The sequence below is a fragment of the Thioprofundum lithotrophicum genome (assembly GCF_055387065.1).
Map to the genome: position 1 here is coordinate 1191032 of NZ_AP042379.1, position 24695 is coordinate 1215726.

The 24695-nt window shown below is 68.7% G+C and carries 22 protein-coding genes; 11 read left to right on the forward strand and 11 right to left on the reverse strand.

Translation table 11 applies throughout. From position 1 onward, the window contains the following. Positions 1 to 127: 127 nt before the first annotated feature. From ACZ5BH_RS05670 to ACZ5BH_RS05700, 7 genes are all read right to left on the reverse strand, one after another. Positions 128 to 574, reverse strand: coding sequence for an NfeD family protein (locus tag ACZ5BH_RS05670; protein ID WP_464890943.1), 447 nt, complete (start codon positions 572 to 574; stop codon positions 128 to 130). Further along, positions 571 to 1494, reverse strand: a complete 924-nt coding sequence (locus ACZ5BH_RS05675) for an SPFH domain-containing protein (protein WP_464890944.1) — start codon at positions 1492 to 1494, stop codon at positions 571 to 573. The genes ACZ5BH_RS05670 and ACZ5BH_RS05675 overlap by 4 nt, the downstream gene beginning before the upstream one ends. A 30-nt stretch (positions 1495 to 1524) precedes the next feature. Next, positions 1525 to 2142, reverse strand: coding sequence for an ABC-type transport auxiliary lipoprotein family protein (locus ACZ5BH_RS05680; RefSeq protein ID WP_464891198.1), 618 nt, complete (start codon positions 2140 to 2142; stop codon positions 1525 to 1527). Further along, positions 2142 to 3035, reverse strand: a complete 894-nt coding sequence (locus ACZ5BH_RS05685; RefSeq protein WP_464890945.1) for an MlaD family protein — start codon at positions 3033 to 3035, stop codon at positions 2142 to 2144. The genes ACZ5BH_RS05680 and ACZ5BH_RS05685 overlap by 1 nt, the downstream gene beginning before the upstream one ends. Before the next feature lie 4 nt (positions 3036 to 3039). Then, positions 3040 to 3810 carry an ABC transporter ATP-binding protein gene (locus ACZ5BH_RS05690; RefSeq protein ID WP_464890946.1) on the reverse strand — a complete coding sequence of 257 codons (771 nt, stop codon included), beginning with the start codon at positions 3808 to 3810 and terminating at the stop codon, positions 3040 to 3042. Beyond that, positions 3810 to 4925: an ABC transporter permease gene (locus ACZ5BH_RS05695; protein ID WP_464890947.1), complete on the reverse strand. Its 1116-nt coding sequence runs from the start codon at positions 4923 to 4925 to the stop codon at positions 3810 to 3812. Before ACZ5BH_RS05695 ends, ACZ5BH_RS05690 begins: the two co-directional genes overlap by 1 nt. Positions 4926 to 5339: 414 nt before the next feature. Beyond that, positions 5340 to 5834 carry a thioredoxin family protein gene (locus ACZ5BH_RS05700; RefSeq protein WP_464890948.1) on the reverse strand — a complete coding sequence of 165 codons (495 nt, stop codon included), beginning with the start codon at positions 5832 to 5834 and terminating at the stop codon, positions 5340 to 5342. 101 nt (positions 5835 to 5935) lie between these two features. Here ACZ5BH_RS05700 and hemC point away from each other — a divergent pair, with 101 nt between their 5' ends. From hemC to ACZ5BH_RS05755, 11 genes are all read left to right on the forward strand, one after another. After that, entirely contained in the window at positions 5936 to 6862 is a 927-nt protein-coding gene (gene hemC / locus ACZ5BH_RS05705; RefSeq protein WP_464890949.1) for a hydroxymethylbilane synthase, read from the forward strand. Next, positions 6852 to 7598 (forward strand): uroporphyrinogen-III synthase, encoded by a 747-nt coding sequence (locus ACZ5BH_RS05710; protein ID WP_464890950.1) that lies wholly within the window; start codon positions 6852 to 6854, stop codon positions 7596 to 7598. The genes hemC and ACZ5BH_RS05710 overlap by 11 nt, the downstream gene beginning before the upstream one ends. Further along, the gene (locus tag ACZ5BH_RS05715) at positions 7595 to 8725 is read left to right on the forward strand and encodes a uroporphyrinogen-III C-methyltransferase (protein WP_464890951.1); all 1131 of its coding nucleotides are present in this window, start codon (positions 7595 to 7597) and stop codon (positions 8723 to 8725) included. The genes ACZ5BH_RS05710 and ACZ5BH_RS05715 overlap by 4 nt, the downstream gene beginning before the upstream one ends. After that, positions 8722 to 9957 carry a heme biosynthesis HemY N-terminal domain-containing protein gene (locus ACZ5BH_RS05720; RefSeq protein ID WP_464890952.1) on the forward strand — a complete coding sequence of 412 codons (1236 nt, stop codon included), beginning with the start codon at positions 8722 to 8724 and terminating at the stop codon, positions 9955 to 9957. The genes ACZ5BH_RS05715 and ACZ5BH_RS05720 overlap by 4 nt, the downstream gene beginning before the upstream one ends. 116 nt (positions 9958 to 10073) lie before the next feature. Then, positions 10074 to 11375, forward strand: a complete 1302-nt coding sequence (rsmB, locus tag ACZ5BH_RS05725) for a 16S rRNA (cytosine(967)-C(5))-methyltransferase RsmB (protein WP_464890953.1) — start codon at positions 10074 to 10076, stop codon at positions 11373 to 11375. Then, positions 11347 to 11928 (forward strand): DUF4390 domain-containing protein, encoded by a 582-nt coding sequence (locus ACZ5BH_RS05730; RefSeq protein ID WP_464890954.1) that lies wholly within the window; start codon positions 11347 to 11349, stop codon positions 11926 to 11928. The genes rsmB and ACZ5BH_RS05730 overlap by 29 nt, the downstream gene beginning before the upstream one ends. Further along, positions 11910 to 14144, forward strand: coding sequence for an ATP-binding protein (locus tag ACZ5BH_RS05735; protein WP_464890955.1), 2235 nt, complete (start codon positions 11910 to 11912; stop codon positions 14142 to 14144). Before ACZ5BH_RS05730 ends, ACZ5BH_RS05735 begins: the two co-directional genes overlap by 19 nt. Then, complete coding sequence (locus tag ACZ5BH_RS05740) at positions 14131 to 15537, forward strand: sigma-54-dependent transcriptional regulator (protein WP_464890956.1); 1407 nt, start codon at positions 14131 to 14133, stop codon at positions 15535 to 15537. The genes ACZ5BH_RS05735 and ACZ5BH_RS05740 overlap by 14 nt, the downstream gene beginning before the upstream one ends. A 74-nt stretch (positions 15538 to 15611) precedes the next feature. After that, entirely contained in the window at positions 15612 to 16985 is a 1374-nt protein-coding gene (gene trkA, locus ACZ5BH_RS05745) for a Trk system potassium transporter TrkA (protein WP_464890957.1), read from the forward strand. A 139-nt stretch (positions 16986 to 17124) separates the two neighbouring features. Further along, the gene (locus tag ACZ5BH_RS05750) at positions 17125 to 18579 is read left to right on the forward strand and encodes a TrkH family potassium uptake protein (RefSeq protein ID WP_464890958.1); all 1455 of its coding nucleotides are present in this window, start codon (positions 17125 to 17127) and stop codon (positions 18577 to 18579) included. Between the two features lie 4 nt (positions 18580 to 18583). Next, on the forward strand, positions 18584 to 20032 hold the full coding sequence (locus tag ACZ5BH_RS05755; protein WP_464890959.1) for a TrkH family potassium uptake protein: 1449 nt from the start codon (positions 18584 to 18586) through the stop codon (positions 20030 to 20032). A gap of 157 nt (positions 20033 to 20189) precedes the next feature. Here the strand turns inward: ACZ5BH_RS05755 and glmS are convergent, their stop codons facing one another. From glmS to ACZ5BH_RS05775, 4 genes are all read right to left on the reverse strand, one after another. Beyond that, positions 20190 to 22019, reverse strand: coding sequence for a glutamine--fructose-6-phosphate transaminase (isomerizing) (gene glmS, locus ACZ5BH_RS05760; RefSeq protein ID WP_464890960.1), 1830 nt, complete (start codon positions 22017 to 22019; stop codon positions 20190 to 20192). Positions 22020 to 22202: 183 nt separating this feature from the next. Further along, positions 22203 to 23549 (reverse strand): bifunctional UDP-N-acetylglucosamine diphosphorylase/glucosamine-1-phosphate N-acetyltransferase GlmU, encoded by a 1347-nt coding sequence (gene glmU, locus ACZ5BH_RS05765; RefSeq protein ID WP_464891199.1) that lies wholly within the window; start codon positions 23547 to 23549, stop codon positions 22203 to 22205. Positions 23550 to 23610: 61 nt separating this feature from the next. Continuing rightward, positions 23611 to 24096: an FKBP-type peptidyl-prolyl cis-trans isomerase gene (locus ACZ5BH_RS05770; RefSeq protein ID WP_464890961.1), complete on the reverse strand. Its 486-nt coding sequence runs from the start codon at positions 24094 to 24096 to the stop codon at positions 23611 to 23613. Positions 24097 to 24263: 167 nt separating this feature from the next. Next, positions 24264 to 24695 carry a F0F1 ATP synthase subunit epsilon gene (locus tag ACZ5BH_RS05775; RefSeq protein ID WP_464890962.1) on the reverse strand — a complete coding sequence of 144 codons (432 nt, stop codon included), beginning with the start codon at positions 24693 to 24695 and terminating at the stop codon, positions 24264 to 24266.

Genomic DNA, 24695 nt, shown 5'->3' on the forward strand with positions numbered 1-24695 from the left:
AGGGACGAGGGCCGAGGAAAAACGTGGTTGGTTGGCTTCGACAACCTCGGCCCTCGCCACTCGTCCCTCGGCCCTGTTCTTCGCGGCTTGCGCCGCTCCTACAGGGACGTGCCAGCCGCCATCCCGTTCATTCCCCCTCGGCCGCTTCCACGCGCAGCACGGTGCCGTCCACGCCGGTGACCAACACCGTGCTGCCGGCGGGCAGGTCCGGGCCTTCGATGCGCCAGCGGGTGTCGTCCACCCGCAGGTGGCCGACGCCGTTGACGATGGGATCGTCGAGGGTGAAGCGCCGGCCCACGTACTGTTCGCCGCGGCGGTTGAGGGCGGGCTGATCGGTGCGCACCGGGCGGCGCTTCTCGTACAGCTTCCAGGCGACGATGTTCACCACCGAATCCACGGCGAAGACGATGATCTGGTATTCGATGGGCATGGCCGGCCACAGCCAGACCAGCAGGCCGACGAATCCCGCGGCCACGCCCATCCACAGGAAGAAGGTGCCGGGCACGAACATCTCGAGGATCAGCAGCACCAGGCCGCCGATCCACCAGTGCCAGAAATCCGCAACGAAACTCATGCGCCCTTGCCCGCCTGGGCCATGGCCTGCTTGGCCAGTTCGGCGATGCCGCCGATGGCGCCGACGATCCCGGAGGATTCGAGCGGCATGAACACCAGCTTCTCGTTGGGCGCCGAGGCGATCTGCTGCAGGGCATCCACATACTTCTGGGCCACGAAGTAGTTGATGGCGTTCACGTCACCCTCGGCGATGGCCCGGGAGACCATGGCGGTGGCCTTGGCTTCGGCCTCGGCCAGCCGTTCGCGGGCCTCGGCCTCGCGGAAGGCGGCCTCCTTTTCCCCTTCGGCGGTGAGGATGGCGGCCTGTTTCTCGCCCTCGGCCTTGAGGATCTCGGCCTGGCGTTCGCCCTCGGCCTCGAGGATGGCGGCGCGCTTGTCCCGCTCGGCCTTCATCTGCCGGGCCATGGCGTCCACCAGATCCCGCGGCGGGGTGATGTCCTTGATCTCGATGCGCGTGACCTTCACGCCCCAGGGCGTGGTGGCCTCGTCCACCACCGACAGCAGCCGGGCGTTGATGGCATCGCGCTGGGAGAGCAGCTCGTCCAGATCCATCGAGCCCATCACGGTGCGGATGTTGGTCATGGTCAGGTTCAGGATCGCCACCTCCAGCCGATTGACTTCGTAGGCGGCCTTGGCCGCGTCGAGCACCTGGTAGAAGACCACGCCGTCCACCTGGACCATGGCGTTGTCCTTGGTGATCACTTCCTGGGAGGGTACGTCGAGCACCTGCTCCATCATGTTCATCTTGGCGCCGACCCGATCGATCACCGGGATGATGAAGTTCAGACCGGGCCGCAGAGTGCGGATGTAGCGGCCGAACCGTTCCACCGTGTATTCCATGCCCTGGGGCACCGACTTGACCCCGAGGAACACGATGACCAGCAGCAGCGCCGCAAGGGCGATGGCGAATTGCAGAAACATGGCAGCTCCTTGTGCGTTGAGGGTTGTCCGTCAGTGATCTTCGTCGTCGCGCGCCAGCGCGGCCTCCACCCCTTCGGCGAGATCCCGGGTCACCGCGGCAAAAGCCCGATCGAAGGCCGCGGTGATGGCCTGCAGGCGCCGCTCGGCGGCCGCGGCCTCCGCGGTGGCGCGGATCACCGTCTCGCGCCGGGGCGCCACTTCGTCCAGGCGCTGAAGCACGGCGTGGAGGCGCACGCGGACCCGCGGAGCGGCGTCCTGGCGGGCCGTGGCAGCCTGGAAGTCGAGCAGTTCCAGGCGCAGCTGGTAGTTGATCCCGCCGGGGACCGGGGCATCGCTCACGTGGCGGAAGGCGCCGCTGCGGCTGAAAGCGCGGATGAGCTGCTGCTGCACGTAGGCCGGCAGGGGGGCGGGCCAGCGGGCGTTGGCGATGCGGTCGAGGCGGTGGCCTGGCAGTTCGAGGACGATGGCCTCGGAGGCGATTTCCGGGGCCACGTAGGCCATGTGCACCACCAGATGCACGGGCCGCCGGGCGGCCGCCGGCGGCAGGGCCGGCACCTGGAGGCGGCAGGTGGTGGTCGGCGGCAGTTCCGCGCTCGGCAGGGAGCAGCCCGCGAGGCCGGCGGCCAGCAGCAGGACGCCCAGGCGCATCACGGGGCGATCTCCACGCCGTGCGGCCGGGGCCGGGTGATGAGCAGCGCGGGATTCTCTTCCAGCTTGCGGGTCAGGCGCCGCAGGGCGCCCACCAGGGCGCGGCCTTCTTCCAGCAGACGCGCCATGTTCTGGGTGCTGTTGCCGAGCGTGGCGTTGAGCGCGGCGCTGTTGTGGGCGTACAGGGCCTCGGTGCGGCGGGTCATGGCTTCCAGTTCCGCGCTCACCTGGTTGAGGCGTTTCAGCACGGCCACCAGATCCGGGCGCACCTCGTGCGCGGCGCGGGCGTATTCGGCGAAGGTGGCATCGACCTGCCTGACCAGTCCCGGCAGTTCATGGCTGGTGACGGCCAGTTCGCGCATCAGGGTGGTAAAGTTGTTGAGGTTCTGATCGTTGAGCAGATCGGTGGCGCGATCCACCAGCTCTTCGGCGGCATCGAAGAGATCGGGCAGGGAGCGGGCCAGTTTTTCCAGATCCGAGTCGGCGGCCCGGATGCGCGGCAGTTCGCCCGGCGGCGGCGGGGGCAGCGGTTCGCGGCCCGGCCCTTCCTTGCGCAGTTCCACGAAGGAGATGCCGGTGATGCCCTGCAGTTGCAGCTTGGCGATGGTGTTGCCGTAGATGGGCACCTCCTTCTTCACTTCGATGATCACGCTCACTTCCCGGGGCTGGTCGGGCACCAGGTGGATGTTCACCACCTTGCCCACCTTGACCCCCAGATAGCGGACCTCGCCGCCCACGTCGAGGCCGGCCACCGAGCCGGTGAAGCGGACTTCGTAGCGCTGCGTCTCGGCGGTGGCCTGGCGGCCGCTGATGATGGCGACGAACAGCACCAGCAGGCCCACGGCCAGCACCACGAAGGCCCCCACGGCAATGTAGTAGCCTTCCTTCTCCATCGCTTCAGCCCGCCTCCCCGCGCGCGGCTCGCGCCCGCGCGCCATGAAAGTAACGGTGGATCCAGGGATGGGCACTGGCCAGCATCTCCTGCAGGTTGCCCACCTGAAGCCGCCTGTCCACCAGGACCGCGATACGATCACAGATATTGAACAGGGTGTCCAGATCGTGGGTGATCATCACCACGGTGAGGCCGAGGTTGTCGCGCAGATACGCCAGCAGCTGGTCGAATTCGCTGGCGGCGATGGGATCGAGGCCGGCGGTGGGTTCATCGAGAAACAGCAGCACCGGATCGAGCGCCAGGGCGCGGGCCAGGGCGGCGCGCTTGATCATGCCGCCGGACAGTTCGGCGGGATACTTGTTTGCCGCTTCCGGCCCCAGGCCCACCATGCGGATCTTCAGCCGCGCGAGGGCCTCGCGCCGGGCCGGGTCCAGGGCCAGGTATTCGTGCATGGGCAGCAGGATGTTGTCGAGCACGCTCAGGGAGGAGAACAGGGCGCCGCTCTGGAACAGCACGCCCCAGCGTTTCTGGATGGCGAGGAAACGGCGCCGGTCCATGCGCGTGATGTCCTCGCCCTCGATCTCGATGGTGCCGGCGGTGGGCTTGCGCAGGCCGATGATGCAGCGCAGCAGCACCGACTTGCCGCTGCCCGAGCCGCCCACCAGCCCCAGGATCTCGCCGCGACGCACGTCCAGATCCAGCCCGTCGTGCACCACCTGATCGCCGAAGCGGTTCACCAGCCCGCGCACCCGGATGAGGACGTCGGTCGTGACCATCAGAAGTCCAGCCAGGAGAAGACGATGGAGAACAGGGCGTCGGCCAGGATCACCATGAAGATGGACTGCACCACCGCATTGGTGGTCTGGCGGCCCACGCTCTCGGCCGAACCGGCGACCTGCAGGCCGCGCATGGTGCCGATGAAGCCGATCAGGAAGGCGAACACCGGGGCCTTGATCACGCCCACCAGGAAGGTGTTGAGCCCCACCGCCTCCACCGCGCGCAGATAGTACTGCTGCAGGGTCATGTCGAGGGTGAACACCGCCAGCAGCGCCCCGCCCAGCAGGCCCATCAGATCCGCCAGCACCGTGAGCAGGGGCAGCACGAGGATCAGGGCGATGACCCGCGGCACCACCAGGATCTCGTAGGGCTCGAAGCCCATGGTGCGCAGGGCGTCCACCTCCTCGTTGATCTTCATGAACCCGATCTGCGCGGCAAACGCGCTGCCGGAACGGCCGGCAACCATGATCGCGGTCAGCAACACGCCCATCTCGCGCAACTGGGAGATGGCCACCAGATCCACCGTGTACACGGTGGCGCCGAAGCGGGCGAGCTGCGACGCCCCCTGGTAGGCCAGAACGATGCTGATCAGAAAGGCGATGAGGGCCACGATGGGGATGGCATGGATCCCCGTCTCGTACATGTGGTGGGAGATGTCCCGCAGGCGCAGGCGCCGGGGGCGCGCCAGCACCCGCAACAGGTGCACCACCAGACGGCCGAGATAGGCCAGGGTGGCCTGGATCTGGCGGCGCTCGCCCACCACCGTGCGCCCCAGCAGCAGCAGAAAGCGCCGCAGCAGGGATTCGGCCGGCGGCGCCGGGGACGGGGTCTCGGGCGGCAGCGCCGCGAGGAAACGGAAGTGGCGGGTCCGGAAGCCGGTCAGCTGCACCGGGTGGCCGGCGGCCTCCAGGCGGGCCTGCAGATCCCGCAGCAGCCAGGCGCCGGTGAGATCGAGCCGCCCCAGCCGCCCGGGCCGGATCACCACCGGCCGCCCCGGCGGCAGGGACAGCCCGGCCAGGGCCGCCTCCATCTGCGCGGCCCGCTCCACGCTCCAGTCGCCGTCGAGCTGCAGCTCGACGGCCTCCCCGGCGCTCTCTACGCGTACTGCGGTCAAGCGGTATCCCCGTCCGGCGGCCGGCAGGCCGCAACGGGATCGACTATAGCAGAGTCGGGGTAGCGGGTGGCTGGGGGTGGGTGGCTAGGAAAAGCCGGGGTCTTTTCGACCAGCCCTGTGCTGCCGCCATCGATGGGCGCCGTGAATTCCGGGTTACACGCCTGGCGCAGGTACAGAGCCCTTGGGGTCGGGGAGACGTTTCGTGACCGTCGGCCGCAGGGACGATGTCCAGGACGGACAAGTGTCGCGAGAGGGCAGGATGCCCGAAGCGACTGCGGCCGTCGAGCCTACAGGGACGTATTCACGGCGTGTCACGAAATGTCTCTCCGACCCCAAGGGCGTATCGGTTGCTGAACCAATAGCCAAACGTGTCACGGATGTCGGAGCGGCTGTTTGTCGCGGCTTGCGCCGCGCCTACCGGGCCGTGCCCCGGAAGGCGAGCTTGCGCAGGCGGGTGCGGGCCTGGTCGATGGCCTCGTCGAGGTAACCGCCGTAGAAGTCCACGGTGGTGATGCCCACCAGGCGGGGCGCCAGTTCGTGGCCGTCGGGGTCGAGGAACACCACGGTGGGCGAGAGGGTGGCGTCGTAGCGCTGGGCCACGTCCAGGGCGCTGCGGGTGTGGCCGTCGAAGTCGGTGATGGGGGTCTCGTCGGCTTCCACCTCGGCCATGATCACCTTGTCGGCATAGTCGCCCGAACGCAGCATGGGCTTGAGGAACTCCTCGCGCACGATCATGCAGTAGGGGCAGTGGGCCGAGGAGAACATCACCAGCAGCGGCAGACCGCGCGCCCGGGCCTGATCGCCCAGGGCCTGCAGATCCGTGGCCTGGGGCAGGCGCACGGCGGGCAGCTCGGCCGCCTGCAGGGGCAGGCTCAGCAACAGCAGCAGGGCGAAGAGGTGACGGATCATGGCGACGGGGGTGGCTCCGAATTGGTGTATTATAGCCTTCGATACGGGGGACGCCCGGCGGTTCCCCTTTATTCCCCACCATCCCCGGCGGCCCGAACACCATGACCGACACCCTGCGCATCGCCACCCGCAAGAGCCAGCTCGCCCTGTGGCAGGCCGAATACGTCCGGGCCCGGCTCATCGAACTGCATCCCGATCTCGAGGTGGAGCTGGTCACCTTCACCACCCAGGGCGACAAGATCCTCGACACCCCCCTGGCCAAGGTGGGCGGCAAGGGCCTGTTCGTCAAGGAGCTGGAGAACGCCATGCTGCGCGGTGAGGCCGACATCGCCGTGCATTCCATGAAGGACGTGCCGGTGGAGCTGCCCGAGGGCCTACACCTGGCCGTGATCTGCCCGCGCGAGGATCCCCGCGACGCCTTCGTCTCCAATCATTACGAGACGCTCGAGGATCTGCCCGAGGGGGCGCGCCTGGGCACCTCCAGCCTGCGCCGCCAGTGCCAGCTCGCCGCCCTGCGCCCGGATCTGGACATCATCAGCCTGCGCGGGAACGTCAACACCCGCCTGCAGAAGCTCGACGACAACGACTACGACGCCATCATCCTTGCCGCCGCGGGCCTCCTCCGCCTGGAGTTCGCCGATCGCATCCGCGAATACCTCTCCCCCGAGGTCTGCCTGCCGGCCATCGGCCAGGGCGCGGTGGGCATCGAATGCCGCGAGGACGACGACTGGGTACACGAAATCATCGCGCCCCTGGCCGATCCCGACACGACCCTGTGCGTGCGCGCCGAGCGGGCCTTCAACCAGCGCCTGCAGGGCGGCTGCCAGGTGCCCATCGGCGGCTACGCCATCCTCGATCACGGCGTGATCCTGCTGCGGGGCATGGTGGGCGCGGTGGACGGCTCGGAACTGGTGCACGGCGAGATTGCCGGCCCGCCCGAGGACGCCGAATACCTGGGCCGGGTACTGGCCGAGGATCTGCTCTCCCGCGGCGCCGACCGCCTGCTGGAGGCGCTGCATGCCGAATGAGCCGGCAGGCTGCCGCCTGCTGGTGACCCGGCCCGCCGCACAGGCCGCGCCCCTCGCCCGACGCCTGCGCGAGGCGGGGCACCGGCCCGTGCTCCTGCCCCTGCTCGAGATCCGCCCCCTGGACACGCCGCCCCCCGTCCTGGCCCCCGGCAGCCTGCTGATCTTCGTCAGCCCCAGCGCCGTGCGCCACGGCCTGCCCCGCCTCCTGCCCATACCGGAAGGCGTGCAACTGGCCGCGATTGGCCGGGGCACCGCGCGGGCCATCGAGACGGCCCTCGGCCGCCCGCCCGACATCCTCCCGGCCAGCCGCTTCGACTCGGCCGGCCTGCTGGCCGAGCCGGCCCTGCAGGCGGTGGCCGGGCAGCCGGTGCTCATCGTGCGCGGTCGGGGCGGCCGGGAGGAGCTGGCCACGGGCCTGCGCGAACGGGGCGCCAGGGTGGACTATCTGGAAGTCTACGAACGGCGGCGCAACGCGGCGGCCGCCGCGCTGGCGCGCCTGCTCGACGAGAAGGCCCTCGACGCGGTGCTCGCCACCTCCGGGGAGATCCTCGAGGCCCTGCTGGACCAGGTCAGGGGCGAGCGGCGCGACCGCCTGCTGGCCCTACCCCTGGTGGTGATCCATCCCCGCCAGGCGGCCCTGGCGCAAAATCTGGGCTTCGCGCGCATCATTTCCGCCACCTCGGGCAGCGATGAGGCTATCATTGAGGCCCTGCAACGCCTGGAATCCGCCCCATGAGCGAAACGCCCGCCGAAATCCCGGCCCCGGAGAACGCCGGCGACACCGAAACCGCCGCGCAGACGCCCGAATCCGCCGCCCGCAAGCCGGCCGGCCAGGCCGGCAGCGCCCGCGCGGCCCTGCTGATCGGCGGCCTGGCCCTGCTGCTGGCCCTGGGCGGGATCGGCGGCGCCTGGCAACTGTACCGCCAGCAGCAGGCCGTGGAGGCACGCCTGGCCGGGCTCGAGCGCCGCACCACGGGCGATCTGACGGCGCTGAAAGCGACCCTCGACGGCCTGCGCGAACAGAACGGCCGCCTCGAGGAACGGCTGGCCAGCCTGGGCCGGGAACAGCAGGATCTGGCCGGGGCCCTGCAAGAGCTGCTGCGCCGCAACACCCACCTGCAGCAGACCTGGCTGGTGGCCGAAGCCCGTTACCTCATCCGCCTGGCCGGCCAGCGACTGGCGCTGGCCCGCGATCCCGCCACCGCCATCGCCGCCCTCGAGGCCGCCGACGCGCGGCTGAAGGACGTGGCCGATCCGGCCATCCTGCCGGTACGCAAGGCCCTGGCCGAGGACATCGACGCCCTGCAGAAGGTGTCCATGCCCGACGTCACCGGCCTGGCCCTGCGCCTCGGCGCGCTGATCCGCGACGTGGATCACCTCCGGCTGCTGCGCGTGCGCGAGGAAACGAAGACCCGATCCGACGCGGCCGGCACGGACGCCAGCGAAACCCCGGCCCCGGTGAAGGACTGGCGCGAGCTGCCCGCCGCCCTGTGGCGCGACATGCAGAAGCTGATCGTGATCCGGCGCCACGACGGCCCGGTCAAACCGCTGCTGACGCCGGAGCAGCACTTCTTCCTGGTGCAGAACCTCAAGCTGCAGCTCGAACAGGCCCGCCTGGCCCTGCTGCAGGGCAACGCCGATCTGTGGCGCGACAGCCTCGACACCGCCCGGCAGTGGCTCGAGGCCTGGTTCGACCCGGCCGATCCGGCCACCGCCCACCTGGCGAACCGCCTGGGCGAACTGGCCGGCATCGACATCGCTCCCGCCCTGCCCGCCCCCACCCGCAGCCACGAGGCGATCAGCCGCTACGTGGCCGAACACGGCATGGCAACGGCCGCGCCGGACGCAGGAGCCGGCGCGTGAGACTGCTGTTCGGCTTCCTGGCGATCCTTCTGGTGGGCGTGGTGGCCGGCCTGCTGGCCTACGAGGATCCGGGCTACGTGCTGATCGGCCGCGGCAACCTGACCATCGAGACCACCCTGTCGCTGTTCCTCGTGCTGCTGCTGGCGGCCTTCGCCGCCGGCTACGCCCTGGTGCGGCTGATCGTGCGCACCTGGACGCTGCCCGAGCGCCTGCGCCACTGGCGCGCCGAGCGCCGCCGCCGGCGGGCCCGGCGCAGCCTGCGCCAGGGCCTCATCGAGCTGGCCGAGGGCCACTGGCGCAAGGCCGAGCGGATCCTGGTGCGCCACGCCCGCGACAGCAGCACCCCGCTGCTCAACTATCTTTCCGCCGCGCGCGCCGCCCAGAAACAGGACGCCCCGGAACGCCGCGATCACTACCTGGCCGAAGCCCTCAAGTCCATGCCCGACGCCGACGTGGCGGTGGAACTGACCCAGGCCGAGCTGCAACTGGCCCACGGCCAGCTCGAACAGGCCCTGGCCACCCTCGAGCACCTGCGCGCCATGGTGCCCAATCACGCCCACGTCCTGCTGCTGCTCGCCCAGGTCCACGAGCGCCTGCAGAGCTGGGAGGATCTGCGCAAGCTGCTGCCCCTGCTGCGCAAGCACAAGGTACTCGAAGAGAAGGACTGGCAGGCGCTGGCGGTACGCACCTGGCGCGCCCTGCTGGCCCGGCAGGCCGAAACCGGCGACGCGGCCGCCCTGCAGGCCTTCTGGAAGACCGTGCCGAAGGAGCTGCGCGGCGACCGGCAACTGCTGACCGACTACATCCGTGCCCTGATGCAGCTGGGCGAGGACGACAGCGCCGAGCCCCTGCTGCGCGAGGGCCTGCGCCAGCACTGGGATCCCGAGTGGGTGCGGCTCTACGGCGAGCTGCACACCCGCCACCCCGAGCGGCAACTGGCGGTGGCCGAGGAATGGCTCAAGGGCCACGAGAACAATGCCATGCTGCTCCTCACCCTGGGCCGGATCTGCCTGCGCAACCAGCTCTGGGGCAAGGCCCGCAGCTACCTGGAGGCCAGCCTCGGCAGCCAGCCCCTGCCCGAGACCTGGCGCGAACTGGGCCTGCTGCTGGAGCGCCTGGACGAACCCGAAGCCGCGGCCGAGGCCTTCAAGCAGGGCCTGCTGCTGGCCACCGGCGGCGAATCCGGCGAGGCGCCCACCGCGCCCGCGCAGCCGGCCCGCCTGGCTTCGTGATCCGCGCCCGCCGCGCCTTTGCAGGGCACCGCCGCCCGGCCCCGAAAGCCCATGCAACGCCTTGATTTTTCTGGCACGATCCCCAGATCCCATTCGATTCCGGAAACGCTCCCGCCATGTCCCGTCTCGCCGCCGTCAAGGCGCTCGCCCTGCTGATTCGCGAACGGCGCAGTCTCACCGACGCGCTGGCCGTCTCGCTCGCCACCGAGACCGAGCCCCGCGAGCGGGCCCTGGCCCGGGCGCTGGCCTATGGGGTGGTGCGCGACTGGTACCGGCTGGAGGCCCTGGCCGGGGCGCTGCTGGACAGGCCGCTGCGGGCGAAGGATGCCGACGTGCGGGCCGCGCTGCTCACCGGACTGCACCAGATCCTGGCCATGCGGGTGCCCGATCACGCCGCGGTGGACGAGACCGTGCGCCTGGCCGGCCGCCTCGGCAAGCCCTGGGCGCGGGGCCTGCTCAACGCCCTGCTGCGGCGCTTCCTGCGCGAACGGGCGGCGCTGCTGGCCCGGGTGGAGCAGGATCGGAACGTCGCCACCGGCCATCCGGCCTGGCTGCGCGAGCGCCTGTGCTCGGCCTGGCCGGAACAATGCACCGGGGTGATGGCGGCCAATCTGCGCCAGGCCCCCATGACCCTGCGGGTGGACGGCAGCCGCCTGACCCGCGAGGAATACCGCGAACAGCTCGCCGCCGCGCACCTTGCGGCCCGTCCGGCCACGCACACCGACGGCGGCCTGATCCTCGCCGCGCCGGTCGACGTGGGGGCGCTGCCCGGCTTCGAGCGCGGCCTGGTCTCGGTGCAGGACGCCGCCGCCCAGCTGGCCGCGCCGCTGCTCGATCCCCGGCCGGGCGAGCGGCTACTGGACGCCTGCGCCGCGCCCGGCGGCAAGACCCTGCACCTGCTGGAACGCCAACCGAAACTCGGCGAACTGGTGGCGCTGGACGCCGATCCCGAACGCCTGGACAAGGTGCGGGAAAACCTGGCGCGGGCCGGCCGCGAGGCCACCTGCCTCGCTGGTGACGCCGCCGAACCGGACAGCTGGTGGGACGGCCGGCCCTTCGACCGCATCCTGCTCGACGCCCCCTGCTCGGCCAGCGGGGTGATCCGCCGCCATCCCGACATCCGCCTGCTGCGGCGCGACGCCGACATTCCGGCCCTGGCCGCCACCCAGGCCCGCCTGCTCGACGCCCTCTGGCCCCTGCTGCGGCCAGGCGGTATGCTGCTGTATGCGACCTGTTCGGTCCTGCCCGAAGAGAACGACCGGCAGATCGCCGGCTTCCTCGAACGCACGCCCGGCGCGCGGGAAGCGCCCATCCACGCGGACTGGGGCCGGCCCCGCCCGGTCGGCCGCCAGATCCTGCCGGGAGACGACGATATGGACGGTTTCTACTATGCCTGTCTGCGCAAGCCGGCCAACTGATCGCCGCCGCTTCTGGGCGGCGCTGCTGCTGCTCGGCTGCCTGGCCCTGCCGGCCCAGGCCGCGGAACACGACTTCGTGGTCAAGTCCATCGAGACCGCCCTCGAGGACGGCGTCTACCGCCTCGATGCCCGCATCGACTACCGCTTCTCCGAGGCCGCCCTGAACGCCCTCAAGAACGGCGTGCCGCTGCTGATCCAGCTCGACATCCAGGTGCGCGAGCAGCGCTGGTACTGGGACCGGACCCTGGCCGAGCTGCAGCAGGGCTACCTGCTGCTGTATCACGCCCTTTCGGGCACCTTCATCATCCACAACCTCAACAGCGGCACCCAGGAGCACTATCGCAACCTCGCCACGGCCCTCGACGCCCTGGGCCACGTGCGCAACCTGCCGCTGATCGACGCCAAGCTGCTGGAAGCGGGCAAGGACTACGCGGTGCGCCTGCGCGCCCACCTGGACATCGAGTCCCTGCCGGCGCCCATGCGGCCCATGGCCTACATCTCCGCCGACTGGGATCTCGACTCGGGCTGGTACACATGGCCGCTCACCCGCTGATCCGCCGCCTGTTCACCGGCAGCGCGCCCATCGTCGCGCTGTTCGTGCTGCTGCTCGTCTCCCTGTGGCTGATGAGCGACGCCACCCACAACTCGACCCTGTTCGGCCAGCTCTACACCCTGCTGCTGGGCGTCAACCTGCTGGCCATCGCCCTGTTCATCGTCCTCATCGGCCGCAGCGTCTGGCACCTGCTGCTGCAATACCGCCGCCAGGTGGCCGGCTCCCGCCTCACCGCGCGGCTGGTGGTGATGTTCGTGATTCTGTCGGTCACGCCGGTCTCGGCGGTGTACCTGTTCTCGCTGGACTTCATCAAGCGCGGCATCGACTCCTGGTTCGACGTGCGGGTGGAGAACGCCCTGAACGACGCCCTGGAACTGAGCCAGGCCGCCCTCGGCGTGCGCATGAACGAGCTGCTGCGCGACACCCGGGCCATGGCCCCGGCCCTGCGCGAGGTGGAGGGCGAGATGGCCGCCCTCACCCTCAACGATCTGCGCACCCGCAGCGAGGCCTACGAGCTGACCCTGTTCAGCCTCAAGGGCGACATCGTCGCCGCCAGCTACGGCGAGGCCGAACGCCTGCTGCCCATGCGCCTGGACACCGTCAGCCAGATGCTGGTGCGCCAGGGCAAGACCGACGTGGAGCTGGTGCCGGTGCAGGGCACCGGGCTGTTCATCCGCGTGGCGGTGCCGGTCCCGCCCGGCGGGCCCGGCGGCCAGCCGCGCATCCTCCAGGCGCTGTATCCGGTGCCGGCGCGCCTCAACGAACTGGCCGCCTCGGTGCAGTCGGCCTTCGGCCGCTACCGGGAGGTGGCCTATCTGCGCGTGCCGCTCAAGTACAGCTTCATTCTCACCCTGTCGCTGGTGCTGCTGCTGTCGATCCTGATGGCCATCTGGGCCGCCTTCTTCGCCGCCCGCCGGCTGGTGGCGCCCATCTCGGATCTGGTGGAAGGCACCCGCGCGGTGGCCGCCGGCGACTACGAGAAGCGCCTGCCCCTGCCGGGGCGCGACGAGCTGGGCTTCCTGGTGCGCTCCTTCAACGAAATGACCCACCGCATCGCCCAGGCCCGCAACCAGGCCCGCGCCAGCCAGCAGCGCGCCGAGGCCCAGCACGCCTATCTGGAAACCGTGCTGGCCAACCTCTCCTCGGGGGTGATCACCCTCGACGCCGGTCATCGGCTGCGCACCTGCAACCGCGCCGCCAGCCAGATCCTCGACCTCGATCTGGACCGCCAGCAGGGCCAGGCCCTCGCCGCCCTGGGCGAGGCGCAGCCGCGCCTGCAACCGTTGCTCGAGAGCCTCGAGGAAGCCCTGCAGGAACCCTTCGCCGACTGGCAGGAGGAGATCACCCTGTTCGGTCCCGGCGGGCGGCAGGTGCTCATGTGCCGGATCACCGCCCTGCCCGACCAGGCCGGCCACGTGGTGGTGTTCGACGACATCACCGCCCTGATCCAGGCCCAGCGCAATGCCGCCTGGGGCGAAGTGGCCCGGCGCCTGGCCCACGAGATCAAGAATCCGCTCACCCCCATCCAGCTCTCCGCCGAGCGCCTGCGCCACAAGTACCTGCACAAGATGGCACCGGAGGACGCCGGGGTGCTGGATCGGGCCACCCACACCATCGTGCAGCAGGTGGAAACCCTCAAGGGCATGGTCAAGGCCTTCTCCGACTATGCGCGCATGCCGGCCCTGGAACTCGAGGAGGTGGATCTCAACGCCCTGATCCGCGAAGTGCGCGAGCTGTACCGGGGCGGCGACATGCGCACCCGCATCCGCCTGGAACTGGACGCGGCCGCGCCCCACCTCGAGGCCGACGTGGGCCGCCTGCGCCAGCTGCTGACCAACCTGCTGAAGAACGCCCTGGAGGCCGTGGACTACGGCGAAGGCGAGATCACCATCAGCACCCGCTGCGCCGAGGAACACGCCTGCCGCTACGTGGAGCTGAAGGTGGAGGACAACGGCCCCGGCATCCCCGAGGAAATGCTGACCCAGCTCTTCGAGCCCTACGTCACCAGCAAGCCCCGCGGCTCCGGCCTGGGGCTCGCCATCGTGAAGAAGATCGTCGAGGAACACGGCGGCATGCTGCTGGCCCGCAACCGGCCCGAAGGCGGCGCCTGCATCCTGATCCGCCTGCCCGTGATCGGCGCCGCCGCGCTCGCCGAAACCGACGCCCCACCATCCCGAGAGACCCGTGATGATGACGACGACCATGCCGCAGCCTGAATCACCCGACAAACCGCTCCTGGCCAGCGCCCCCTACCTGCTGGTGGTGGACGACGAGCCGGACATCCGCAGCCTGCTCAAGGAGATCCTCGAAGACGAGGGCTACGAAGTGGCCGTGGCCGAGAACGGCGAGGCCGCCCGCCAGGCACACCGGGCCAGGCGGCCCGATCTGGTGCTGCTCGACATCTGGATGCCCGACGTGGACGGCATCACCCTGCTCAAGGAGTGGGCCGAGGACAGCGGCCTGCCGATGCCGGTGATCATGATGTCCGGCCACGGCACGGTGGAGACCGCCGTGGAGGCCACGCGCCTGGGCGCCTACGACTACATCGAAAAGCCCCTGTCGCTGGCCAAGCTGCTTTTGACCATCGAGCACGCCCTGGAGGCCGACCGCCTGCAGCGCGAGAACCAGGGCCTGCGCCGCCATCACATCGTGCCCGGCGAGCCGCCCGGCAGGAGCGCCACCATGCAGCGCCTGCGCGAGCAGCTCAAGCGCATCGCCGAACACGACAGCTGGGTGCTGCTGACCTCCGAGCCGGGCTGCGCCATCGACGTGGCGGCCCGCTACCTGCACGCCCACAGCGCCCAGAAGGACCGCCCCTTCATCGAGGTCAACGTGGCCGCCCTCAGCCCCGAGACCTCGGCCCGGGAGCTGTTCGGTTACGAGGACGGCGAACAGGTGCACTACGGCCTGCTGGAACAGGCCAACGGCGGCACCCTGCTGCTGCACGACGTGGCCGACATGGATCTGGCCACCCAGGGCAAGCTGTTCTCGGCGCTCAACTCGGGCAGCTTCCAGCGCACCGGCTCCGACACCACGGTCAACCTGCGCATGCGGATCATCGCCGGCTCCCACCATGATCTGGCCGCCTGCGTGGACGAGGGGCGGTTCCGCAAGGATCTCTACTTCCTGCTCAACGTGGTGCCGGTGCACCTGCCGCCGCTGCGCGAACACCGCGAGGACGTGCCGGAACTGCTCTCCTGGTTCACCAACCAGTACGTGGAGCACGAAAACCTGCCCTACCGCCGCTTCAGCACCGCGGCCCAGAACCGCCTGCGCAACCACCACTGGCCCGGCAACCTGCGCGAGCTGATGAACCTGGTCCAGCGCCTGCTGATCGTGGGCAGCGGCGACGAGATCAGCCTCGAGGAAGTGGAAGCGGCCCTCGGCAGCAGCCGGCCGGCGCGCCCGGTGCCGGCCGGCGAGGGCCGCATCCACTACGAACTGCCCCTGCGCGAGGCCCGCGAACAGTTCGAACGCGACTACCTCATCCACCAGCTGCGCGAAAACGGCGGCTCGGTGGGCAAGGTGGCCAAGATCATCGGCCTGGAACGCACCCACCTCTACCGCAAGCTGCGCAACCTCGGGATCGATCCCAAGAACCTTGGGTAGCGGGTGACGGGCAGCTACCCGCCACCCGCGACCTGTCATATACTCCGCGCCATGACCCGCGGCGGACAGCAGCCATGAAAATCCTGATCCTCGGTGCCGGCCAGGTGGGCAGTTCCCTGGCCGAGAACCTGGCCTCCGAGGCCAACGACATCACCATCGTCGATCGCAACGAGCAGGTGCTGGATCAGCTCCGCGAACGCCTCGATCTGCGCACCATCACCGGGCGCGGCTCCCATCCCGACGTGCTGCGCGCCGCCGGCGCCGAGGACGCCGACATGCTGGTGGCGGTCACCGACTCGGACGAGACCAACATGATCGCCTGCCAGGTGGCCTACACCATCTTCCACACCCCCACCAAGATCGCCCGGGTGCGGGCCGTCGAATACCTCAGCTACGACAAGCTGTTCGCCCCCGAGGCCCTGCCCATCGATTTCCTGATCAGCCCCGAGCAGATCATCACCGAATACATCCAGCGCCTGATCGAGCACCCGGGCGCCCTGCAGGTGCTCGACTTTGCCGACGGCAAGGTGCAACTGGTGGGGGTCAAGGCCTACTATGGCGGGCCGCTGGTGGGCCACGAGCTGCGCACCCTGCGCGAGCACATCCCCGGCGTGGACATGCGGGTGGCCGCCATCTACCGCCGCGACCGGGCGATCCTGCCCGAGGGCCACACGGTCATCGAACCGGGCGACGAGGTCTTCTTCATCGCCGCCAGCCGCGACATCATGAAGGTGATGGCCGAGCTGCGCCGCCTCGACAAGCCCTACCGGCGGATCCTGATCGTCGGGGGCGGCAACATCGGCAAGCGCGTGGCGCGGGCGCTGGAGCGGCGTTACCAGGTCAAGCTCATCGATCACAACTTCGAACGCACCCGGGCCCTGTCCAACGAACTGGATCGCACCATCGTCCTGCACGGCGATGCCGCCGACGAGGAACTGCTGCTCGAGGAGAACATCGACAAGACCGACGTGTTCTGCGCCCTGACCAACGACGACGAGGCCAACATCCTCTCGGCCATGCTCGCCAAGCGGCTCGGCGCGCGCAAGGTCATGAGCCTGATCAACCGCGCCGCCTACGTGGATCTGATCGAAAGCGGCGACATCGACATCGCCATCTCGCCCCAGCAGGCCACCATCGGCAGCCTGCTCACCCACATCCGCCGCGGCGACGTGGTCAAGGTCTACTCCCTGCGGCGCGGCGCTGCCGAAGCCATCGAGGCCATCGCCCACGGCGACCGCAACACCTCCAAGGTGGTCGGCCGCCGCATCGAGGAACTCAAACTCCCCCAAGGCACCACCATCGGCGCCATCGTCCGCGGCCAGGACGTGATCATCGCCCACCACGACACCGTCATCGAGTCCGAAGACCACGTCATCCTGTTTCTGGTGGACAAGTCGAAGATCCGCGAGGTGGAAAAGCTGTTTCAGGTGGGAATCACGTTTATCTAGTGACGAGGGACGAGGGACGAGTGGCGAGGTGAAATGCAATATGCTCTTTTCAGACGAACAAATACTAACGCAAACGGATCCGGTTTCCGACAATCCTGTTTTCCTCGTCCCTCGGCCCTCGGCCCTCGGCACTGCCTGAATGCAGCTCCTCGTCATCCAGCGCATTCTCGGCATTCTGCTGATGATCTTCAGCAGCACGCTGGTGCCGCCGATGGTCGTGTCGGTGATTTATGCCGACGGGGCGTTGGAGCCGTTCTTCTGGGCCTTTGCCGTGACCCTGATCACCGGCATCGTGCTGTGGCTGCCGGTCAAGTCCCAGCGCCGGGAGCTGCGTCTGCGTGACGGCTTTCTGGTGGTGGTGCTGTTCTGGACGGTGCTCGGCAGTTTCGGCGCGCTGCCGCTGCTGCTTTCCGAACAGCTCGACATCCGGCCCATCGACGCCTTCTTCGAATCCATCTCCGGGCTGACCACCACCGGCGCGACGGTGCTCACCGGCCTCGATCACCTGCCCAAAGCCATCCTCTACTATCGCCAGCAGTTGCAGTGGCTGGGCGGCATGGGGATCATCGTGCTGGCGGTGGCCATCATGCCCATGCTCGGCATCGGCGGCATGCAGCTCTACAAGGCCGAGACCCCCGGTCCGGTGAAGGACACCAAGCTCACCCCCCGGATCACCGAATCGGCCAAGGCCCTGTGGTACATCTATCTCACCCTGACCGTGGCCTGCATGCTGGCCTACCGGGTCGCCGGCATGGACTGGTTCGACGCCCTGGCGCACAGCTTCTCCACCGTGGCCATCGGCGGCTATTCCACCCACGACGCCAGCATGGGCTACTTCATTGCCACGCCGGCGGTGGAAGTGGTGGCCATCGTCTTCATGTTTCTCTCGGCCATCAATTTCTCGCTGCACTTCGTGGCCTGGCGCCACCGCAGCCTGCGCGGCTATCTCCAGGATTCCGAGTTCCGGGCCTATGTCTCCATCCTGCTCGTGGTGGGCGTCATCACCTCGGTCTATCTCTATCACCAGGGCGTGTTCGACACGCCGGGACAGACCCTGATCAACAGCATCTTCCAGACCGTTTCCATCGGCACCACGACCGGCTTCACCACCCACCAGTACCATCTGTGGCCCGGCTTTCTGCCCGCCCTGCTGCTGTTCACCAGCTTCATCGGCGGCTGCGCCGGCTCCACCGCCGGGGGCCTGAAGGTGATCCGCTTCGTGATGCTGCTCAAGCAGGGACGGCGCGAGGTGATGCGGGTCATCCATCCCCATGCCGTGGTGCCCATCAAGCTCGGCGGCCACCCGGTCTCCAACCGCATCCTCGACGCGGTGTGGGGCTTCTTCGCCGCCTACGTGGGCCTGTTCTCCATCATGCTGCTGCTGTTGATGTTCGACGGCATGGATCAGATCACCGCCTTCTCGGCGGTGGCCGCGTGCATGAACAACCTCGGGCCGGGGCTCGGCGAGGTGGGCAACAACTACGCCGGGATCAGCGACTTCGCCAAGGGCCTGCTGAGCTTCGCCATGCTCCTGGGCCGCCTGGAAATCTTCACCCTTCTGGTGTTGCTGACGCCGGCCTTCTGGCGCACCTGAGCCGATGCGCCGCCTGCGCCTCATCCAGCGACTGATCGGGCTGTTCACCCTGCTCTACAGCCTCACCCTGCTGCCGCCGCTGCTGCTTTCGCTGCTGTACCGCGACCAGGCGCATCTCACCTTCCTGCTGTGCCTGGCCCTCACGGCCGTGATCGGCTTCGTGCTGTGGTGGCCGGTGCGCCGTTTCCGGCGCGAACCGAAAACCCGCGACGGCTTCATCATCGTGGCCCTGTTCTGGGTCGTGCTCGCCCTGCTCAGTTCCCTGCCCTTCCAGCTCGGCACCCATCTGAGCCTGACCAACGCCTTCTTCGAATCGGTTTCGGCCTTCACCACCACCGGCGCCACGGTGATCACCGGGCTCGACCGCCTGCCGCCGTCGATCCTCTTCTACCGCCAGCAACTCCAGTGGTTCGGCGGCATGGGCGTGATCGTGCTGGCCGTGGCCATCCTGCCCATGCTCGGCATCGGCGGCCTGCAGCTCTACAAGGCGGAAACGCCGGGCCCCTTCAAGGAAGAGAAGATCCTGCCCCGCCTGGCCCAGACCGCCCGTTCCTTCTGGCTCATCTACCTGGGCCTGACCATCGCCTGCGCGCTGGCCTACTGGCTGGCCGGCATGAGCCTGTTCGACGCCGTCGCCCACAGCCTCAGCACCATCTCCACCGGCGGCTTCTCCACCCACGATGCCAGCCTGGCCTGGTTCGACTCGCCACTCATCGAGGCCATCGCCATCCTCTTCATGGCCCTGGGGGGCATCAACTTCAGCATCCACTTCATCGCCCTGCTGCGCCGGCGGCCGCTTGTCTACCTGACGGACATCGAAGTGCGGACCTACCTGATCTACATGAGTGTGGCCGCCCTGCTGATCGCCGGCGAACTCTATCGCACCCACTACCACGACGACTTCGCCTCGGCCCTGCGCTACAGCCTGTTCCAGACCGTCTCGGTCATCACCAGTACCGGTTTCGTCACCGAAGACTTCTCCCGCTGGCCCGACTTCGTTCCGGTGCTGCTGTTCTTCCTCAGTTTCGTCGGCGGCTGTGCCGGCTCCACGGCCGGCGGCATGAAGGTGATCCGCTTCCTGCTCATGGTCAAGCAAAGCCCGCGCCTCGTCATGCAACTCGTCCATCCCCGCCTGGTCCGCCCCATCAAGCTCGGCAGGCGGGTGGTGCCGCAACGGGTCGTCGAAGCGGTGTGGGGCTTCTTCTCCCTGTACATCGCCACCTTCGCCGTGATCATGCTGCTGCTGATGGCCACCGGCCTCGATCAGATCACCGCCTTCTCCGCCGTGGCCACCAGCATGAACAACATGGGCCCCGGCCTCGGCGCCGTGGCCAGCAATTTCCAGGGCATCTCCGACACCGCCAAGTGGCTGCTGGCCCTGGCCATGCTCATGGGCCGGCTGGAGATCTTCACCGTGCTGGTGCTGCTGACGCCGGAATTCTGGCGAACCTGAGACGAGAACGCGATTTCAACACAAAGGCGCAGTCCGTAGGGCGACTCAAGCGTAGCGGAGCCGCCATCTCGGGATGACACGATTTTTGCCGGCGCCGCTGCGCTTGAGCCGGCCTACAGCCACTGGCGACAAGAGCAGGTGTGGCAACCGGGCGCCGCTATTCGACGGTCACGGACTTGGCCAGGTTGCGGGGCTGATCCACGTCGGTGCCCTTGATCAGGGCCACGTGGTAGGCCAGCAGTTGCAGGGGAATGGTGTAGATGATGGGGGAGACGGCCTTGTCCACCGGGGCCACGGTGAGCACGGTCATGCCCTCGGCCGGTTCGATGCCCGATTCGCTGTCGGCGAACACGAACAGTTCGCCGCCCCGGGCGCGCACTTCCTGCAGATTGCCCTTGAGCTTGTCCAGCAGTTCGTCGTTGGGGGCCACGGCCACGATGGGGGTCTTCTCGTCCACCAGGGCCAGGGGGCCGTGCTTGAGTTCGCCCGCCGGGTAGCCCTCGGCGTGAATGTAGGAGATCTCCTTGAGCTTGAGCGCGCCTTCCAGGGCCACGGGGAAGTGGGGGCCGCGGCCGAGGAACAGGGCGTTGTGGCGATCCCCGAAGCGCGCGGCCAGGGCGGCGATCTCGCCGTCCAGCTCCAGCACCCGCTCGATGGCGCCGGGCAGTTCGCGCAACTGGCGCACGATGTTGGCCTCGGTCTCGGGCGCCATGCCCCGGCGCCGGCCCATGGCGGTGATCAGCAACAGCAGGGCCACCAGCTGGGTGGTGAAGGCCTTGGTGGAAGCCACACCAATCTCGGGGCCGGCGCGGGTCATCAGCACCAGATCCGACTCCCGCACCAGCGAACTCTCGGGCACGTTGCAGATGGCCAGGGTGTGGGCGTAGCCCATGCCCTTCGCCGCCCGCAGGGCGGCCAGGGTGTCGGCCGTCTCACCCGACTGGGAAATGGTGAGGAACAGGGTATCGGGCAGGGCCACCGGCTGGCGGTAGCGAAACTCGGAGGCCACTTCCACCTGGCAGGGGATCCCGGCCAGGGCTTCGAATCCGTAGCGGGCCACCAGCCCCGCATGATAGCTGGTGCCGCAGGCAACGATCTGGATGGCCTTCACCTTGTCGAGAATCGCGCTCGCGCCCGGGCCGAAGGCCGCCTCCAGCACCGTGCTCTCGCCCAGGCGGCCTTCCAAGGTCTCGGCAATGGCCGTCGGCTGCTCGTGGATCTCCTTGAGCATGTAGTGGCGGTATTCGCCCAGCTCCACCGCGTCGGCGGAGAGCTGGCTCTCCTTCACCGGGCGCGTCACTTCCTTGCCCTCGGCGTCGTGGATCCGCAGCCCGTCCACCGTCAGCTCGGCGATGTCACCCTCTTCCAGGAAGATGAACTGCGACGTCTCGCTGAGCAGGGCGGCCACGTCGGAGGCAATGTAGTGGCCGTCCGCGCCGATGCCGATCACCAGCGGACTGCCGCGCCGGGCGGCGATCAGCCGCTGCGGCTCGTCCGGGCAGATCACGCCGAGGGCGTAGGCCCCTTCCAGCTCGGCCACGGTGCGGCGCACCGCTTCCAGCAGATCGTTCCCCGCTTCCAGGTGATGACAGATCTGGTGCACCACCACTTCCGTGTCGGTCTCGGAGGTGAAGCGGAAACGCGCCTCCTGCCCGGCCTTCAGGGCCTCGAAGTTCTCGATGATTCCGTTGTGCACCACCGCCACGCGGTTGTTGCACACGTGGGGATGGGCATTGGCCTCGCTGGGCACGCCGTGGGTGGCCCAGCGGGTATGGGCGATGCCGATGTTTCCGGCGGCCGGCTGCCGTTGCAGCGCCGCTTCCAGCGCGGCGATCTTGCCCGGCGTGCGCACCCGCCGGATCGTGCCGTCGTCCGCCAGCACGGCCACCCCCGCCGAGTCATAGCCCCGGTATTCCAGCCGCCGCAACCCCTCCACCAGGGTGGCGGTGACGTCTTTTCTGGCAATGGCGCCGACGATGCCGCACATGATCAGGGACGAGGGACGAGGGACGAGGGACGAGGGGAAGGGTTCATGGGATTACAGGAATTCGTTGTGTTTCGTTTCATGTGTATAGCTTACCGAGCTTGCCGACGGGTGTAACTATGCAAAAAATTCTGGATGGATCAATACATCACTGTCGGGCTGAAGCCCGACCTACGGTGCACACAACTATCCCTCGCCACTCGTCCCTCGTCCCTCGTCCCTCTTCCTGGATCTTTTCCAGCCCGGGATGGACTTCTGTTTCGTCCGGCTCAGGGTGAGCTGGCCGGGCGGGGCGTCGTTCGTCAGGGTGGTGCCGGCGCCGAGGGTGGCGTGCGCGCCGACGGTGACGGGGGCGACGAGCTGGGTGTCGGAGCCGATGAAGGCGCCGTCGCCGATCACGGTGCGGTGCTTGTTGGCGCCGTCGTAGTTGCAGGTGATGGTGCCGGCGCCGATGTTGACGCCGGCGCCCATGTCGGTGTCGCCGATGTAGCTCAGGTGGTTGACCTTGCTGCCCTCGCCGATCCGGCTGTTCTTCACTTCCACGAAGTTGCCGATCCGCGCATCGCGCGCCAGATCGGTGCCGGGACGCAGGCGGGCGAAGGGACCGATCTGGGCCTGCGGGCCGATGGTCGCATCCTCGATGACGCTATAGGGGCGGATCTGCGTGCCGGGGCCGATCTCGGCATCGCGGATCACGCAGCCGGCGCCGATGGTCACGTCGTCGCCGATCTCCACCCGGCCTTCGAGGATCACGTTGACGTCGATGAACACGTCCTGCCCCGTGCTCACCTCTCCGCGCACGTCGAGGCGGGCGGGATCGGCCAGGGTCACGCCGGCGTCCATCAGCCGAACGGCCTGGGCCTGCTGGTAGTGGCGCTCCAGTTCCGCGAGCTGCCGGCGGCTGTTGACCCCCAGCACCTCGAACAGGTCGTCGGGCGTGACGGTGGCCACCTCGAGGTCCTCGGCCACGGCCATGGCGATGGTGTCGGTCAGGTAGAACTCGCCCTGGGCGTTGGCGTTCTCGAGGCGGCCCAGCCAGCGGCGCAGATCCGCGGCGCGGGCGCAGAGGATCCCGGTATTCACCTCGCGGATGGCCTGCTCCTCCACGGTGGCGTCCTTCTGCTCGACGATCCGCGCCACCCGGCCCGACTCGTCACGCACGATGCGCCCGTAACCGGTGGGGTCGTCGAGGCGCACGGTGAGCAGGGCGAAGCCGGTGCGCGCTGCCTGGGCGACCAGGTCGGCGAGGGTCTCGGCCCGCACCAGCGGCACGTCGCCGTAGAGCACCAGCACGAGGTCCTCGTCGGGCAGGGCCGGCATGGCCTGCTCGACGGCATGGCCGGTGCCGAGCCGTTCGGCCTGCTCCACCCACTGCACGTCGGCGGCGGCCAGGGCCTTCGGCACCTGCTCGCCACCGTGGCCGTAGACCACGAGAATGCGCGACGGCGCCAGGGCCCGCGCGGTGTCGAGTACGTGGGCCAGCAGGGGCCGGCCGGCCAGGGGATGCAGCACCTTGGGCCGCTTCGATTTCATGCGCGTGCCCTGGCCGGCGGCCAGGATCACGACGGAGAGGGCGCTGGCCGTGCTCACGGGATCAGTTGAGGGTCGTGCTGCCGGCCTCGGCGAGGCCGAGCCGTTCCATGGGCGTGGCATCGCGGATGTCGAGGATCCGCACCTTGTAGGTGAGGGTCTTGCCGGCGAAGGGATGGTTGCCGTCCAGGTGCACCTGGCCGTTTTCGACCCGCACCACGGTCATGGTGAGGGATTCGCCGCGATCGTTGTGGAACACGGCCTGGGCGCCGATCTGGCGGTACTGCGGGGGGACGTTCTCGATCCTGTCGCTGAAGGTCTTGGCCGGATCGCGCTCGCCGAAGCCCTCCTCGGGCGGCAGGGTGACTTCCACCTCGTCGCCGATCCCCTTGCCTTCGAGGGCCTTCTCGATGAGGGGAAACATGGGGCTGTCGGCGGCGCCGTGCACGTAGCTGACCGGCACGTCGGACTGCTCGCACAGGCCCGATTCGTCCCGGATCACGTAGGTCAGGGTCACGACCTTGTCCTTCTCGACCCGCTTTTCGCTCATGAGCGCTTCATATCCTGCAAAGAAGAAAGGGCAGTATATCAACTGCCCTTGCTGCAATCACTATGACCAAAGAACGGTCCGAGGTGCCGGCTCCGCTGCGCTTGAGCCGGTCTGCGCAGGCCACGCCGTGCGTGAGATGTGACGAACGCAGATCCTCGGCCCTTCTGTCAGCGGGCGATCTTCTTCTTGCGCAGGTTCTGGATGGCCCGGAGCTGGGCGAGGGCCTGGGCCAGCTTGGCCTGGGCGGCAGCGACTTCTTCCTCGCTGAGCTGTTCCTGCAGGGCTTCCTCGGCGGCCTTCTTGGCCTCCAGGGCGGCGGCTTCGTCCAGATCCCGGGCGCGCACGGCGGTGTCGGAGAGCACGGTCACCACGTGGGGCTGGACCTCGAGGATGCCGCCGGAGACGTAGATGGACTCTTCTTCCTGACTGCCCTCGCGCACGAAGCGCACCTCGCCGGGCTTGAGGGGCGTGAGGAGCTGGGTGTGGCGGGGATGGATCCCCACCTCTCCCATCTGCGCCGGGGCGATCACGACCTCGACGGTGCCGGAGAAGATCTCCTGCTCGGCACTCACGATGTCCAGATGCATGGTCATGGCCAT

What these genes read in the sequence shown, in the direction of transcription:
- ACZ5BH_RS05670 (WP_464890943.1), bottom strand. Translation starts at nt 574, where the DNA reads ATGAGTTTCGTTGCGGATTTCTGGCACTGGTGGATCGGCGGCCTGGTG.
- ACZ5BH_RS05675 (WP_464890944.1), bottom strand. Translation starts at nt 1,494, where the DNA reads ATGTTTCTGCAATTCGCCATCGCCCTTGCGGCGCTGCTGCTGGTCATC.
- ACZ5BH_RS05680 (WP_464891198.1), bottom strand. Translation starts at nt 2,142, where the DNA reads ATGCGCCTGGGCGTCCTGCTGCTGGCCGCCGGCCTCGCGGGCTGCTCC.
- ACZ5BH_RS05685 (WP_464890945.1), bottom strand. Translation starts at nt 3,035, where the DNA reads ATGGAGAAGGAAGGCTACTACATTGCCGTGGGGGCCTTCGTGGTGCTG.
- ACZ5BH_RS05690 (WP_464890946.1), bottom strand. Translation starts at nt 3,810, where the DNA reads ATGGTCACGACCGACGTCCTCATCCGGGTGCGCGGGCTGGTGAACCGC.
- ACZ5BH_RS05700 (WP_464890948.1), bottom strand. Translation starts at nt 5,834, where the DNA reads ATGATCCGTCACCTCTTCGCCCTGCTGCTGTTGCTGAGCCTGCCCCTG.
- hemC (WP_464890949.1), top strand. Translation starts at nt 5,936, where the DNA reads ATGACCGACACCCTGCGCATCGCCACCCGCAAGAGCCAGCTCGCCCTG.
- ACZ5BH_RS05710 (WP_464890950.1), top strand. Translation starts at nt 6,852, where the DNA reads ATGCCGAATGAGCCGGCAGGCTGCCGCCTGCTGGTGACCCGGCCCGCC.
- ACZ5BH_RS05715 (WP_464890951.1), top strand. Translation starts at nt 7,595, where the DNA reads ATGAGCGAAACGCCCGCCGAAATCCCGGCCCCGGAGAACGCCGGCGAC.
- rsmB (WP_464890953.1), top strand. Translation starts at nt 10,074, where the DNA reads ATGTCCCGTCTCGCCGCCGTCAAGGCGCTCGCCCTGCTGATTCGCGAA.
- ACZ5BH_RS05730 (WP_464890954.1), top strand. Translation starts at nt 11,347, where the DNA reads ATGCCTGTCTGCGCAAGCCGGCCAACTGATCGCCGCCGCTTCTGGGCG.
- ACZ5BH_RS05735 (WP_464890955.1), top strand. Translation starts at nt 11,910, where the DNA reads ATGGCCGCTCACCCGCTGATCCGCCGCCTGTTCACCGGCAGCGCGCCC.
- ACZ5BH_RS05740 (WP_464890956.1), top strand. Translation starts at nt 14,131, where the DNA reads ATGCCGCAGCCTGAATCACCCGACAAACCGCTCCTGGCCAGCGCCCCC.
- trkA (WP_464890957.1), top strand. Translation starts at nt 15,612, where the DNA reads ATGAAAATCCTGATCCTCGGTGCCGGCCAGGTGGGCAGTTCCCTGGCC.
- ACZ5BH_RS05750 (WP_464890958.1), top strand. Translation starts at nt 17,125, where the DNA reads ATGCAGCTCCTCGTCATCCAGCGCATTCTCGGCATTCTGCTGATGATC.
- ACZ5BH_RS05755 (WP_464890959.1), top strand. Translation starts at nt 18,584, where the DNA reads ATGCGCCGCCTGCGCCTCATCCAGCGACTGATCGGGCTGTTCACCCTG.
- glmS (WP_464890960.1), bottom strand. Translation starts at nt 22,019, where the DNA reads ATGTGCGGCATCGTCGGCGCCATTGCCAGAAAAGACGTCACCGCCACC.
- glmU (WP_464891199.1), bottom strand. Translation starts at nt 23,549, where the DNA reads ATGAAATCGAAGCGGCCCAAGGTGCTGCATCCCCTGGCCGGCCGGCCC.
- ACZ5BH_RS05770 (WP_464890961.1), bottom strand. Translation starts at nt 24,096, where the DNA reads ATGAGCGAAAAGCGGGTCGAGAAGGACAAGGTCGTGACCCTGACCTAC.
- ACZ5BH_RS05775 (WP_464890962.1), bottom strand. Translation starts at nt 24,695, where the DNA reads ATGGCCATGACCATGCATCTGGACATCGTGAGTGCCGAGCAGGAGATC.